Genomic DNA, 12,694 nt, shown 5'->3' with positions numbered 1-12,694 from the left:
CTGTGTGGGCTGTCGATCAAGGTTGCGTGATCGCTTTGCGAAGCGTGCCTGCTCGGGCAAGCACGCTTGCGGTCTCACGGATCGCGTTTTCTGGTGCCGAAAGTGTAGCCGGTTTCGACGCTCGCCTTGCCGAATTTGTCGCGCAGCTTGTTGATCGCGTCCTCGGCCGCAGCGCGCCTGGTGGCCGCGGGATCGACGAGATCGGGCGGATCGGCGAGATCCGGGGCGGAGAGATCGCTGACGCCGATGCCGATCAGCCGATACTTCGTTCCGTCCGCCTCTTTTTCGAGAAGTTGCAGGCCGATGCGGAAAATGCGGTCGGCAAGGCGGGTAGGGCTATCCAGGCGCCGGTTGCGGGTGCGGATCTTGAAGTCGGCGGTTTTGAGCTTGAGAACGACCGTCTGGCCGGCGAGTTCCGACTTTCGCAGCCGGTGGGCCACTTGCTCGCTGAGGCGCCGCAGATGCGTGACCAGGTCGTCATAGCGCGCGATATCCTCGTTGAACGTCGTCTCTGCGGAAACGCTCTTGGCTTCGCCGTCGATTTCGACCGCTCTTTCGTCGAGCCCGCGCGATAGGCGAAAGAGCCGCTGCCCCATGGTGCCATAGCGCCGCATCAGGTCGCCTTCCTCCATGGTCTGCAATTGCCCGATCGTGCGCACGCCGTCACGCTCCAGCGTGGCGGCAAAGGCCTTGCCGACGCCCCAGATCAGGGTCACCGGCTTCTCGCGCAGGAACTCCAGCGCCTCGGCTTGGCCGATGACGGAAAAGCCGCGCGGTTTTTGCAGGTCGGACGCCACCTTGGCGAGAAACTTGCAGTAGGAGAGGCCGACCGAGACGGTGATGCCGATTTCCTGCTCGATCCGGCGGGCGAGCCGCGCGAGCGTGCGTGCCGGCGGATCGTGATGCAGCCGCTCCGTGCCGCTGAGTTCGAGGAAGGCTTCGTCGATCGACAGCGGCTGCACCAGCGGGGTCAGTTCCTGCATCAGCGTGCGCACCTCGCGGCCGACGCGGGCGTATTTCTCCATATTGGGCTTGATGACGATGGCCTGGGGGCAGGCTTCCAGCGCCTTGAACATCGGCATGGCCGAGCGCACGCCGTGAATGCGGGCGACGTAGCAGGCGGTGGAGACCACGCCGCGCTTGCCGCCGCCGATGATCACCGGCTTGTCCGCAAGCTCCGGGTTGTCGCGCTTCTCGATCGAGGCATAGAAGGCGTCGCAGTCGATGTGCGCCAGCGTCAGGTCATAGAGCTCCGCATGCCGCAGAATGCGCGGGCTGCCGCAGGCAAGGCAGCGCCGCACCGACGCCGCCTGTTCCTTGAGGCAGTCGCGGCAGAAGCCTGGAGAGTGAGCAGCGCTGTCGAGCATATCGGGAACAAATATTGAACATTGCGACCTTAAGCTCTACTCTAGCGAGTCTCAAGGAGGCGCGATTGGAAATCACAATGCAATTGTCGCCGTTGAAAAGGATCACCGTGCGCGTCTTTCGCAGCGCCGGCGCGGCTGAATTTGCGCCGACGGACAGCCGATCCGGGCTAGCCGCGGAAGTGCGCGCGAATGGCTGCGGCTGCCTCCGGCCAGTCTGCGACGGCGCGGATGTCGGCGTCGAGCTTCGGCGCGAGCGCCTTGAACTCCGAGTCGGCCATGAGGTTTATCGGCAGGCAGGTCGGCGCGTGATCCTTCACCGATCGCAGGTTGCGAAGCATGTCGTCGATGAAGACGAGGGGGACGGTACGGCTGCCGTGAAGTTTTTGGACGATCGGCCCCTTCGGCTCTTCGGACGCAAGCAGCGGATAGGGCAGGCCGAGCCGGTCAAGAAGAGCGCGACGAACGGCGGCGTGCTGCGGCGGCATCGCAGTCAGAAAGACGATATCGGCTTCCTCCGACAATGCGGCCAGGGTCTCGACGACCTTGGCGGCGGGCGTTTGCCAACGATCCTGCGAGCCGTAGAAGGTGTCGAGCAGGATCTTGACCTCTGGCTCCGTCACCGGCTGCTCGTCCGCGTGGGTGATGATGTTGCCGGTCAGGCGAAACGATCGGGGCAGCAGGACATGGCCGCAGCTCCCAAGGAACGCTTTGAACGGATTGATGAATTCAAGCACGACATCATCGATGTCGCTGACGATCAGCGGGCGGTTTCCAAGCGTGATGCTGTGAGCTGTCGGCGCGTTTGCCACCCTCAATCCTCGAAGCCTGCGTGGCCGGAAAGTGCCATATGGGCGCGCACGACGTCTTCAGGCGCCGTACCGGTCGCCGTGCAGAATGCCATCAGGGTCGGCTCATGGTCCATCAGAAAGGCGACGAGCCCGCCCATGAAGCCGGGTTCGGCAATCGCGTTGCGCAACGCCGTTGGGTCCGTGCCGGTCAGCGCCAGAAAGCGGGACAGAAGCTCAGGCTCGCCGGCAAGCCAGGAGAGAATGTCGATGGCGATTTCGTCGGCGCTCTTCAATGGTTTGTCCCCGTATGGTTTTTACGTGCGGAGTTACCTATTTTTCAACCAAATAGGCCTATCTCTGACGTTGAGGAAATGGGTCGAGTCGTCGGCTCCGCACGTTAATTGTCCTGAGGAGACTTGCAAGGTGACGATGGACAGCAAGGGATCGACATGCCCAAACAGGTGATGATTGTTGAGGACAACGAGCTGAACATGAAGCTCTTCCGCGACCTGATTGAGGCCTCCGGCTATGCGACGATCCAGACTCGCAACGGCATGGAGGCGCTCGAGCTCGCGCGCAAGCATCGGCCCGATCTCATTCTCATGGACATTCAGCTGCCGGAGGTTTCCGGTCTGGAAGTGACGAAGTGGTTGAAGGAAGACGATGAGCTGCACGTCATCCCGGTCATCGCCGTGACCGCCTTTGCGATGAAGGGCGACGAGGAGCGGATCCGCCAAGGCGGGTGCGAAGCCTATGTCTCCAAGCCGATCTCCGTACCGAAGTTCATTGAGACGATCAAAACCTACCTGGGCGATGCCTGAGCGGCGGGAAAATTGATATGACTGCGCGTATTCTTGTTGTCGATGACGTTCCGGCCAATGTGAAGCTGCTCGAAGCCCGGTTGCTTGCCGAGTACTTCGACGTGCTGACGGCCAGTGACGGTTATGCCGCCCTGGCGCTCTGCGAAAAGACGCCCATCGACCTGGTGCTGCTCGATATCATGATGCCCGGTCTCGATGGTTTCGAAGTCTGCGAGCGGCTGAAGGCGAACCCGAAGACGGCACATATCCCGGTTGTCATGGTCACCGCGCTTGACCAGCCTTCTGATCGCGTGCGAGGTCTGAAGGCCGGCGCCGACGATTTCCTGACGAAGCCCGTCAACGATCTGCAGCTGATGTCGCGGGTGAAGAGCCTGGTGCGGCTGAAGAACGTCAGCGATGAGCTGCGCCTGCGGGCCCAGACGGCGCAGACGATCGGGCTTGAAGATGTTGGCCGGGCGGACCGGCCTGACGAGCCCGGCAACGTCCTGCTCGTCGATGGCCGCGGCTCGTCGCAGGAGCGGCTGCAGCGCGCCCTCAAGCCGATTGCCGAGGTCTCGGTCATCTCCGATCCGCAGGCGGCATTGTTCGAGGCGGCGGAGAACAATTTCGACCTCGTCATCGTCAATGCGAATTTCGACGACTACGATCCGTTGCGGCTCTGCTCGCAGTTGCGTTCGCTGGAGCGCACCCGTTTCATCCCTATCCTGCTGATCGCCGAGCAGGGCAGCGACGAGTTGGTCGTCCGCGCGCTCGATCTGGGCGTGACGGACTATCTGATGCGGCCGGTCGATCCCAATGAACTGATTGCCCGGTCGATGACCCAGATCCGGCGCAAGCACTGCAATGACAGGCTGCGGTCGAGCGTGCAGCAAACCATCGAGCTTGCCGTCACCGACGGCCTCACCGGGCTGCATAACCGGCGCTATTTCGACACGCACCTGAAACTGCTGATGGATCGGGCTGCTGCGCGCGGTCGGCCGCTGTCCATCTGCATGACCGATATCGACCGCTTCAAGCAGGTTAACGACACCTACGGCCATGACGTTGGCGACGAAGTCTTGCGGGAATTCGCCAATCGCATCCGCACGACGGTGCGGGGTGCCGACCTTGCCTGCCGGTTCGGCGGTGAAGAGTTCATCGTGGTGATGCCGGATACGTCAGCCGAAATGGCGGCCGGTGTCGCCGAGCGTCTGCGCACGATCATCGAAAGCCTGCCATTTGCGATCCCGCAGGCGGACGGCCCCCTGAAGGTCACCGCGTCCATGGGGATTGCCACGCTCAGGCCCGGCAGCGACACGGCCGAAGCGCTGCTGAAGCGCGCCGATATGGCGCTCTATCAGGCCAAGCACGAAGGCCGAAATCGGGTGGTGGCAGCCGCCGCCTGAGCCGCGCCTCCTGCGTTTCTGGCCTCAAAGCACCCCAGGGAATTTCTTTGCCCGCCTCTTGCGGCCTGCATTCAAAGTTGTATTCTCGCGTCACCTGTTGCTACCGGGGAGTTTGGGTGGCAGCAGAGATCATGCAGTGTGCCTGTCCAGGTCTGATACAGAATTAACCATGCGCCGAGCGGCACCGCTCCGCGCATTAAGAATTCGTTGATTTTTTTTTATTTTCAGGTGATGCTCATGAAAGAGGGGGCATTCAGCCTTCTGCGATATTCGTTACCCCATGATGCTCAGGTCCGCCGCATCTCCTGGGTCGTGGGGTCGGTCGGTTGGCTTTTGGCGTCCGCGGAATCCTCGTGCCGCAGTCAGAGGCCAGCCGACCCCCTTTCCGACACGCCGTCCCGCCTTCGGGGCGGCGTTTTGATTCTGGGGGAATAGCAGGGGCGGGCGAGCCGTTTCCTCCCCCTGGCGTGGAACCCGTTTCACTCAGCGCCTACGCGAGATGCTCAAGGCATTGGCCTAAAAGGAAAGGGCGCCTGACCTTGCGGTCGGCGCCCTTCAATTCCCGAAAACCGGCGATCTTACTTGATCTTGGTTTCCTTGAATTCGACGTGCTTCTTGACGACCGGGTCGTACTTGGTCTTCGTCATCTTTTCCGTCATCGTACGGCTGTTCTTGGTCGTGACGTAGAAGAAACCCGTGTCGGCTGTCGAAAGCAGCTTGATCTTGATGGTGGTGGCTTTTGCCATGGTCGTCCTGCCTTTGTAACAATGAAAGCCGTGGACAACCGGTTGCGGGCCACGGGCAAGGTTGGCGCGAAACTACAAATCGCGGCCGAAAAGTCAAGACCGTTTTGGTTTCAAAACGATCCTGACCACCGAAAGCGCGACATAGAGACCGAAAAAGCCGGCGATCGCCCAGGCAAAACCGTTGTTGCCGGTGGCGTCCATTGCCGCGCCGATCGCCTGCGGTCCAGCGACGGTACCGACGGCGTAGGAAAACACGAAGGCCGCGTTGGCGGCGGCGAGATCCGCGCCCTGAAGCCGTGAGCCCAGGTGGCTGAGGCCGACCGTGTAGAGGCCGGAGACACAGCCGCCCCAGAACAACAGCACGATTGCCATCAGGAACCAGCTCTCGACCAACAGCGGCAGGAACAGCGCGCCGATAAGACCGATCAGCGTCATCGCCGAGAGCAGTGTGCGCCGGTCTTTGACCCTGTCGGAGAGCATGCCGACCGGGATCTGGAAGATGAAATTGCCGACCCCCATGACCGTTAGCAGAAGCGCTGCCTGCGATTCGCTGAAACCGGACCGCGTCCCGAAGATGAGGAACAGCGAGAGGCCGCCTGATTCGACCGCGCCGAAGATGAAGACGGCAGCCGTCGCCGTGGGCACGAGGAAGACGTAGCGCAGGAAATGCCGCTCGGGCTTCTCGTCGATGACGGGGCTTTCGTCGCGCGCGAGGAAAATCGGCACGGATGCCAAGAGGATGACGCCGGCGCCGACGAGGAAGGGCAGGAGGCCTTCGCTGCCGAGGATTGAAAACAGCAGCGGGCCGGTCAGGAACCCAAGCGACAGGAATGTGCCGTAGATCCCCAGCACGAAACCGCGCTTGCTCGGCGGGGCCGTCGCGTTGATCCAGAACTCGGAAAGAATGAACAGGACGGTGATCGCCCCGTGGAAGACGATTCGGAGCGGGAACCAGAGCCAGAAATTGGTGATGTAATAGAAGCCGAGCGCGCTGGTGGCCGCGATCAGCACGGCCCAGAGCATCGTTGGCGCTACGCCATGCCGGTGGGCGAACTTCGTCGTGAAGGGGGCAGCCACCATCGATGCCAGGCCCGCCATGGCGGAATTCAAGCCGATGAGGGTCGAGGAAATTCCGCGCTTCTCCATGATGATGGATAGCAGCGGCAGGCCGAGGCCGATGGCGATGCCGACCGCGCTGATGGCAGCAACGGCCGCGATCAGCGACCGCCAGTGAATTTCCTCAACCGGTGCAGCCGTACCGGGCGATGGCTGTGACATCTGACGCGGATCCTTAGAGCAATGTGCGCACGAAGCGCCCATGGCGCGAGGTATAGAGTGGAACCGGTCGTTCGCAGGGCAGCGAAGGATCGGCGTCCAGTCCGTTCCTGAGGTCCGCGAGGATGACCGCGGTGATGTCAGGTATCCGTAGCGACGGAGTAACGTTCACATCGATCCACTGCAAATCCTGAAGCTCCCGACTGTCCAGGAACCGCGTGGGATCGATTTCGGCCTCGTCGGCGAACACGGCGAAGAAGCGCGTATCGAACCGCCTCGTGTTGCCTGGAGGGGTGATGGCCCGAGCCATATAGCGCAACTTTGCAAGATCGGGAAGAAAGGGAACGGGAGCTTCGGCCGAAGGAAGCGGCGCGCCTATGGCGATGCCGGCTTCCTCGTAAAGTTCACGCAGGGCGGCAAGCGCGAGCGCGCGCGCCCGGGCATCCGACAGTCCGCGCGCGCCGGCCACCTTCAGCGTTCGCAGGACGGAGGGATGGAGATCGGAGCCGAAGCCAATTCGATGATCGCCGGTATCGCGGCGTCCGCCGGGGAACACATAGAGATCCGGCATGAAGGCGTGCGCACTGTGGCGCCGCCCCATAAGCACACGCACGCGGCCGCCAACGCGATCGAGCAGCATGATCGAAGCGGCATCCCGGGGCCGCATGGTCGCGGGACGCGGAGGCTTGGGTTCGTTGCCCGTCTCCCGCGCCGGCCTCATGCCCGTTCGTCTCTCGGGGGCAACACGTCCTCAGGCGCATCTTCGTGTCCGCCGAAGCCATGCATCTTCAGCGCCCATTGCAGGCCGATGACGGCGCCTTTTACAGGCTGCAGCAGCGCCAGCGAACTGATGACGGTGATCGGTGCCCAGATGGCGAGATGCTGCCAGCTGTTGAGCGGAAGGATGAGGTCGGTCGCCATGTAGCCGGCAAGCACGAGGTGGCCGACGATCGTGACGACGATATAGGGCGGGAAGTCGTCGGCGCGGTGGTGGTCCATGCGCTCGCCGCAGGCCGCGCACGTCTCAACCGACTTGAGGTAGCTGCGAAACAGCTTGCCGCTGCCGCACGCTGGACAGCGGCCGAGAAAGCCGCGCTTCATCGAAAGACCAACGGAGCGCTCGTCGCTTTTGGACCCGCCCAGATGAAGTGTTTCGCCTGACGCCGCTTTCATGTGCATTCCTCTGTCCTATCGGGACCCTATCGCCGGCCGCGCGGCGGCCGTGTTCCCGGCTTCTTCCGGGCGCCGGTGCGATCCCTGCGACCGGACTTGTGGAAGGAGCGCGTTGCCGTCGGCATCTTGCGTCCTTCGCTGATCATCTCGAAGCGGAGCGCACCCGCAAGCGGCACGGCCTCGACGAGCTTGACACGTACCGGATCGCCCAGGCGATAGCCGAGCCCAGTCTTCTCGCCGGAAAGCGCCTGATGCGCCTCATCGTAGATGAAGTAGTCGCGTCCAAGTGTTGATATCGGAACGAAGCCGTCGGCGCCATAGGCCGGCAGGGTGACAAAGAGTCCCGCCTTGGTGACACCGGAAACGCGGCCGTCGAATTCCTCCCCGACGCGACCGTTGAGATGATGCGCGATCAGTCGGTCGACCGTGTCGCGCTCGGCCGCCATGGCACGGCGCTCGAAAGTCGAGATCTCGGCGGCGATGTCGTCGAGTACGGCCTCTTCCTGCGGTGTCAGCCCGCCTTCGCCAAGGCCGAGCGAGGCAACCAGCGCCCGGTGCACGATCAGGTCGGCATAGCGCCGGATTGGAGACGTGAAATGCGCGTACTTCAAAAGGTTGAGGCCGAAGTGCCCGATGTTCTCGGGGCTGTAGATCGCCTGGCTCTGCGAGCGCAGCACCATCTCGTTGACCATGGTCTCGAAGGGCTTGCCTTCGGCCTTGGCGAGAATGCCGTTGAAGTGGTTCGAGCGCATGTTCCCGCCCTTGACGAGCGAGATGTCGAGAGTCGCCAGGAATTCGCGCAGGCTTTCCTGCTTGGCAAGCGAGGGCTGGTCGTGGACGCGGTAGATCAGCACCTGGCGCTTCTGCTCCAGCGTCTCGGCGGCGGCAACGTTCGCCTGGATCATCATTTCCTCGATCAGCTTGTGCGCGTCGAGGCGTTCGGGAACGAAGACACGGTCGACCGTACCGTCGGGTTTCAGGATGATTTTGCGCTCGGGCATGTTGAGCTCGAGCGGCTGGCGCCGGTCGCGGCCGCGCGTGAGGATGCGATAGCCTTCCCAGAGTGGCTTCAGGATCGTCTCGAGGATCGGCCCGGTCTTGTCGTCCGGATTGCCGTCGATCGCTGCCTGCGCCTGCTGGTAGGAGAGCTTTGCCGCACTCTTCATCATGATGCGATGGAAGGTATGGCCGGCCTTCCGGCCTTCCTTGGAGAAGCGCATGCGCACGGCAAGCGCCGGGCGATCGACGCCTTCCTTGAGCGAGCAGAGGTCGTTGGAGATGCGCTCGGGCAGCATTGGCACGACCCGATCGGGAAAGTAGACCGAGTTGCCGCGCTTCAGCGCTTCAAGGTCCAGAGCGGACTTCGGACGCACGTAGTAGGAGACGTCGGCAATCGCCACCGTGACGATGACGCCGCCGGGATTGTCCTCGGATGGATCCGGCTCCGCATAAACGGCGTCGTCATGGTCCTTGGCGTCGGCCGGATCGATGGTGATCAGCGGCAGCGTGCGCCAGTCCTCGCGGTGCGCCATGGTGGCGGGGCCTGCGGCGTTCGCCTCCTCGATCACCCGTTCCGGGAAAACGTGGGGAATGCCGTGGGCATGGATGGCGATCATCGAGATCGCTTTCTCCGAGGCGACCGAACCTATGACGGTCTGCACCTGCGCGCGCGGCAGACCGTAACGGCCGAGACGCGACAGCTGCACCTCGACCAGATCGCCGTCCTCAGCGTTGCCCGTGAACTCCGGATCAACAAGTATTTCCTCGCCGCGCTTTTCGATCGGCATCAGGCGGCCACCGCCGCCGGGCGTCGAGCGGAAAACGCCGAGCACGGCATCCTTGCGCTTGTCCAGCACCTTGATGATGCGCGCCGTATAGGCCGGGCCGCCCCGTTCCTTGGCCGGGAAGATCTTGGCGAGAACGCGGTCGCCGAGACCGCCGACCGGAGCCTTGCCCTTGCCCTTGGCGACGGCGGATTGCTTGATCAGCACCGCCGGTGCGACGCCGTCGTCGTCGAGCCATTCGGCCGGGCGGCCGATCAGCTCGCCATCGACATCGCGGATGGTGATGTCGAGCACGGTCACCGGGGGCAGGGCGCCCGGACGCACCAGCGACTTGCGCTTCTTTTCGACCAGGCCGTCGACTTCCAGCGACTTCAGCAGGGCCTTGAGTTCGACACGGGTCTCGCCCTTCAGGCCGAAAGCCTTGGCGATTTCGCGCTTGGAGGCGCGGTCCGGGTTTTCAGCGATGAAGCGCATCAGCACGTCACGCGGCGGGACCGCGCCGTGGATGATCGGTTCGCTTGGCTGGGCCGATCCGGCCTTTGCCGCGCGAGCAGGCTTCTTGCCCTGGCTTCTCTTGCCGGACTGTTTGGTCGGGTCGCGCGGTATTCTGGTCAAGATCAGTCCTTCTTGGCCTTGGCGGCCGTCTTTGTTTTGCTCTTGGCGGGCGCCTTGGCCTTAGCCTTGGTCGCCTTGGCGCCGTCCTCGGACTTCGCCGCTGCCTTGGTCGTCTTGGCCTTGGTCGCCTTCCCCTTGGCCGTTCCGCCCTTGGCAGCACGCTCCGAGATCAGCACAAGTGCCTCCTCGACCGTTACCGACTGCGGATCCTTGCCCTTCGGCAGGGTGGCGTTGACCTTGCCCCAGTTGACATAGGGGCCGTAACGGCCGTCACGAACGGTGATCGGGCCACCGTCGGGATGGTCACCGAGTTCTTTGAGCGACGCGGCAGCGGTGCGGCCCCGGCCGGCCCCGGCCTTCGACTGCTTGTCGGCGAGAACCGAGACGGCGCGATTGAGGCCGATCGAGAAGACGTCTTCGATCGATTCGAGGTTGGCATAAGTGCCGTCGTGCAGCACGAACGGTCCGTAGCGGCCAAGCCCGGTTGAGATCATCTTGCCGGATTCCGGATGGGCACCGATATCGCGCGGCAGCGACAGCAGCGCGACCGCCTTCTCGTGGTCGATCGTCGACGGCGTCCAGCCCTTAGGCAGGCTCGAGCGCTTGGCTTCCTTGCCGTCGCCACGCTGGACATAGGGGCCGAAGCGGCCGCTCCTGAGCGTGATTTCCTCGCCGGTATGCGGATCCTTGCCGAGCGCCTGCGGTTCGTTCGAGACCGCCGCCTCCTCGCCGTTGCTGTCGGAGGAAAGCTGGCGGGTGAAGTTGCACTCCGGATAGTTCGAGCAGCCGACGAAGGCGCCGTACTTGCCGAGCTTCAGCGACAGCTTGCCGGTGCCGCAGACCTGGCAGATGCGCGGATCGCCGCCGTCTTCGCGCTTGGGGAAGACCAGCGGCGCCAGTTCCTCGTTCAGCGCGTCGAGCACGTTCGTGACGCGCAGTTCCTTGGTTTCCTCGATCTGGGCGAAGAAATCCTTCCAGAAGTCGCGAAGCACGTCTTTCCAGTTGACCTCGCCGGCGGAGACCTGGTCGAGCTTTTCTTCGAGCGACGCGGTGAAGTCGTAGCCGACATAGCGTGTGAAGAAGCTTTCCAGGAACGCCGTCACCAGCCGTCCCTTGGCCTGGGGGATGAGCTTGCGCTTGTCGTTGGTGATGTAGTCGCGATCGAGCAGGGTCGTGACGGTGGCGGCATAGGTGGAGGGACGGCCGATGCCGAGCTCTTCCATCTTCTTGATCAGGCTTGCTTCGGAATAGCGCGGCGGCGGCTCAGTGAAATGCTGCGAGGCATTGATCTTCTGCTTGGCGAGGTTTTCGCGCGCATTGATCTCCGGCAGGCGGCCATCCTCGTCGCCGTCATCAGTCTGTTCGCCGTCTTCCTTGGCATCCGTATAGGCAGCGATGAAGCCGTCGAAGCGGATAACCGAGCCGGTGGCGCGCAGACCGGCCTTCTGGCCGCCATTGTCCGCAGTGATTTCCGCGGTCGTACGCTCGATCTCGGCCGATGCCATCTGGCTGGCGATGCCGCGCTTCCAGACGAGGTCGTAGAGCCTGAGCATGTCGCCATCGAGGAAACGGCGAACCTGGTCCGGCGTCCGGTTGAAATCGGTCGGGCGGATGGCCTCGTGCGCTTCCTGGGCATTCTTCGCCTTGGTCGAATAGAAGCGCGGCTTTTCCGGTAGATAGCGGTCGCCGAACTGGCTGGCGATCGCAAGGCGCGAGGCTTCGATCGCTTCCGGCGCCATCTGCACGCCGTCGGTACGCATATAGGTGATCAAACCGACCGTCTCGCCGCCGATGTCGACGCCTTCATAGAGCTTCTGCGCGACCTGCATGGTGCGCGAAGCGGAGAAGCCGAGCTTGGAGGAGGCGGCCTGCTGCAGTGTCGAGGTGGTGAAAGGCGGCGACGGGTTGCGCTTGACCGGCTTTGCTTCGATGCTATCGACCACATAGGCGGCGCCATCGAGCAGGGTCTTGAGACGATTTGCTTCTTCGCCGTTGCCGACAGCCTTCGGCGCAAGACGCTTGCCATCGGCCGAAACGAGACGCGCCTCGAACTCGTCCCCGCGCAGCGTCTTCAAGAGCGCCGAGATGTTCCAGTACTCCTCGGAGATGAAGCGCTCGATCTCGTTTTCACGATCGCAGACGAGGCGCAGCGTCACCGACTGCACGCGGCCAGCCGAGCGGGCGCCCGGCAGCTTGCGCCAGAGCACCGGCGAGAGGTTGAAACCGACGAGATAGTCGAGTGCGCGGCGCGCCAGGTAAGCGTCGACCAGCGAGGTGTCGATGTCGCGCGGATGAGCGATTGCTTCGAGAACGGCCTTTTTGGTGATGGCGTTGAAGGCCACGCGCTTGACCGGCTTGTCGCCGAGCACCTTCTTCTTCTTCAGAAGGTCAAGCACATGCCAGGAAATCGCTTCACCTTCGCGATCCGGGTCGGTTGCGAGAATGAGGCCGTCGGCGGATTTGACCGCGTCGGCGATGTCCTTCATGCGTTTCGCCGAGGCACTGTCGACTTCCCAGGACATCTCGAAGTCTTCGTCGGGACGGACCGAACCGTCCTTCGCCGGCAGGTCGCGCACGTGACCAAACGAAGCCAGTACCTTGTAGCCGGGGCCCAGGTACTTGTTGATCGTCTTTGCCTTGGAAGGCGATTCCACCACTACAACATTCATCGTCATTTTCTGAGACAACCGGTCCTGGTTCGGCGTCAGCGCCGTTTGCGCCGTACTTCGCCTGATATCGA

11 protein-coding genes are annotated in these 12,694 nt (G+C 63.0%); 2 read left to right on the top strand and 9 right to left on the bottom strand.

Features of this window, described 5'->3' with window-relative positions; genetic code table 11:
• Window positions 1–74 precede the first annotated feature (74 nt).
• From IB262_RS04720 to IB262_RS04710, 3 genes are all read right to left on the bottom strand, one after another.
• Window positions 75–1,367 carry a DNA polymerase IV gene (locus tag IB262_RS04720; RefSeq protein WP_112976613.1) on the bottom strand — a complete coding sequence of 431 codons (1,293 nt, stop codon included), beginning with the start codon at window positions 1,365–1,367 and terminating at the stop codon, window positions 75–77.
• Window positions 1,368–1,534: 167 nt separating this feature from the next.
• A complete protein-coding gene (locus IB262_RS04715) occupies window positions 1,535–2,176 on the bottom strand; it encodes a hypothetical protein (RefSeq protein ID WP_089045728.1) in 642 nt (213 codons plus the stop codon).
• A 2-nt stretch (window positions 2,177–2,178) separates the two neighbouring features.
• Entirely contained in the window at window positions 2,179–2,448 is a 270-nt protein-coding gene (locus tag IB262_RS04710; RefSeq protein WP_034795349.1) for a DUF3572 domain-containing protein, read from the bottom strand.
• A gap of 156 nt (window positions 2,449–2,604) precedes the next feature.
• On the opposite strand from IB262_RS04710, the gene IB262_RS04705 reads away from it, so the two are divergent.
• Window positions 2,605–2,976: a response regulator gene (locus IB262_RS04705; RefSeq protein WP_003537642.1), complete on the top strand. Its 372-nt coding sequence runs from the start codon at window positions 2,605–2,607 to the stop codon at window positions 2,974–2,976.
• Window positions 2,977–2,993: 17 nt separating this feature from the next.
• A complete protein-coding gene (locus tag IB262_RS04700; RefSeq protein WP_034795354.1) occupies window positions 2,994–4,361 on the top strand; it encodes a PleD family two-component system response regulator in 1,368 nt (455 codons plus the stop codon).
• Window positions 4,362–4,939: 578 nt separating this feature from the next.
• On the opposite strand, the gene rpmG is transcribed toward IB262_RS04700, so the two are convergent.
• From rpmG to topA, 6 genes are all read right to left on the bottom strand, one after another.
• Window positions 4,940–5,107, bottom strand: coding sequence for a 50S ribosomal protein L33 (rpmG, locus tag IB262_RS04695; protein ID WP_034795357.1), 168 nt, complete (start codon window positions 5,105–5,107; stop codon window positions 4,940–4,942).
• Between the two features lie 93 nt (window positions 5,108–5,200).
• Entirely contained in the window at window positions 5,201–6,385 is a 1,185-nt protein-coding gene (locus IB262_RS04690) for an MFS transporter (RefSeq protein WP_034795359.1), read from the bottom strand.
• Window positions 6,386–6,398: 13 nt separating this feature from the next.
• Complete coding sequence (locus IB262_RS04685) at window positions 6,399–7,103, bottom strand: NUDIX hydrolase (protein ID WP_060583546.1); 705 nt, start codon at window positions 7,101–7,103, stop codon at window positions 6,399–6,401.
• On the bottom strand, window positions 7,100–7,555 hold the full coding sequence (locus tag IB262_RS04680; RefSeq protein WP_034795645.1) for a DUF983 domain-containing protein: 456 nt from the start codon (window positions 7,553–7,555) through the stop codon (window positions 7,100–7,102). Before IB262_RS04680 ends, IB262_RS04685 begins: the two co-directional genes overlap by 4 nt.
• A gap of 26 nt (window positions 7,556–7,581) precedes the next feature.
• On the bottom strand, window positions 7,582–9,954 hold the full coding sequence (gene rnr, locus IB262_RS04675) for a ribonuclease R (RefSeq protein WP_112976612.1): 2,373 nt from the start codon (window positions 9,952–9,954) through the stop codon (window positions 7,582–7,584).
• Between the two features lie 2 nt (window positions 9,955–9,956).
• A complete protein-coding gene (gene topA, locus IB262_RS04670) occupies window positions 9,957–12,623 on the bottom strand; it encodes a type I DNA topoisomerase (protein ID WP_112976618.1) in 2,667 nt (888 codons plus the stop codon).
• Between the last annotated feature and the right edge of the window lie 71 nt (window positions 12,624–12,694).

The organism is Ensifer sp. ENS02 (assembly GCF_014851885.1).
In the GTDB taxonomy this organism is placed as follows: Bacteria; Pseudomonadota; Alphaproteobacteria; order Rhizobiales; family Rhizobiaceae; genus Ensifer; species Ensifer adhaerens.
The sequence above is the reverse complement of the archived record's forward strand: the minus strand, read 5'-3'. Positions and strand labels throughout refer to the sequence as shown.

Excerpts from the sequence above, each read along its gene's own strand:
- IB262_RS04720 (WP_112976613.1), bottom strand. The coding sequence starts at position 1,367 with ATGCTCGACAGCGCTGCTCACTCTCCAGGCTTCTGCCGCGACTGCCTC.
- IB262_RS04705 (WP_003537642.1), top strand. The coding sequence starts at position 2,605 with ATGCCCAAACAGGTGATGATTGTTGAGGACAACGAGCTGAACATGAAG.
- IB262_RS04700 (WP_034795354.1), top strand. The coding sequence starts at position 2,994 with ATGACTGCGCGTATTCTTGTTGTCGATGACGTTCCGGCCAATGTGAAG.
- rpmG (WP_034795357.1), bottom strand. The coding sequence starts at position 5,107 with ATGGCAAAAGCCACCACCATCAAGATCAAGCTGCTTTCGACAGCCGAC.
- IB262_RS04690 (WP_034795359.1), bottom strand. The coding sequence starts at position 6,385 with ATGTCACAGCCATCGCCCGGTACGGCTGCACCGGTTGAGGAAATTCAC.
- IB262_RS04685 (WP_060583546.1), bottom strand. The coding sequence starts at position 7,103 with ATGAGGCCGGCGCGGGAGACGGGCAACGAACCCAAGCCTCCGCGTCCC.
- IB262_RS04680 (WP_034795645.1), bottom strand. The coding sequence starts at position 7,555 with ATGAAAGCGGCGTCAGGCGAAACACTTCATCTGGGCGGGTCCAAAAGC.
- topA (WP_112976618.1), bottom strand. The coding sequence starts at position 12,623 with ATGAATGTTGTAGTGGTGGAATCGCCTTCCAAGGCAAAGACGATCAAC.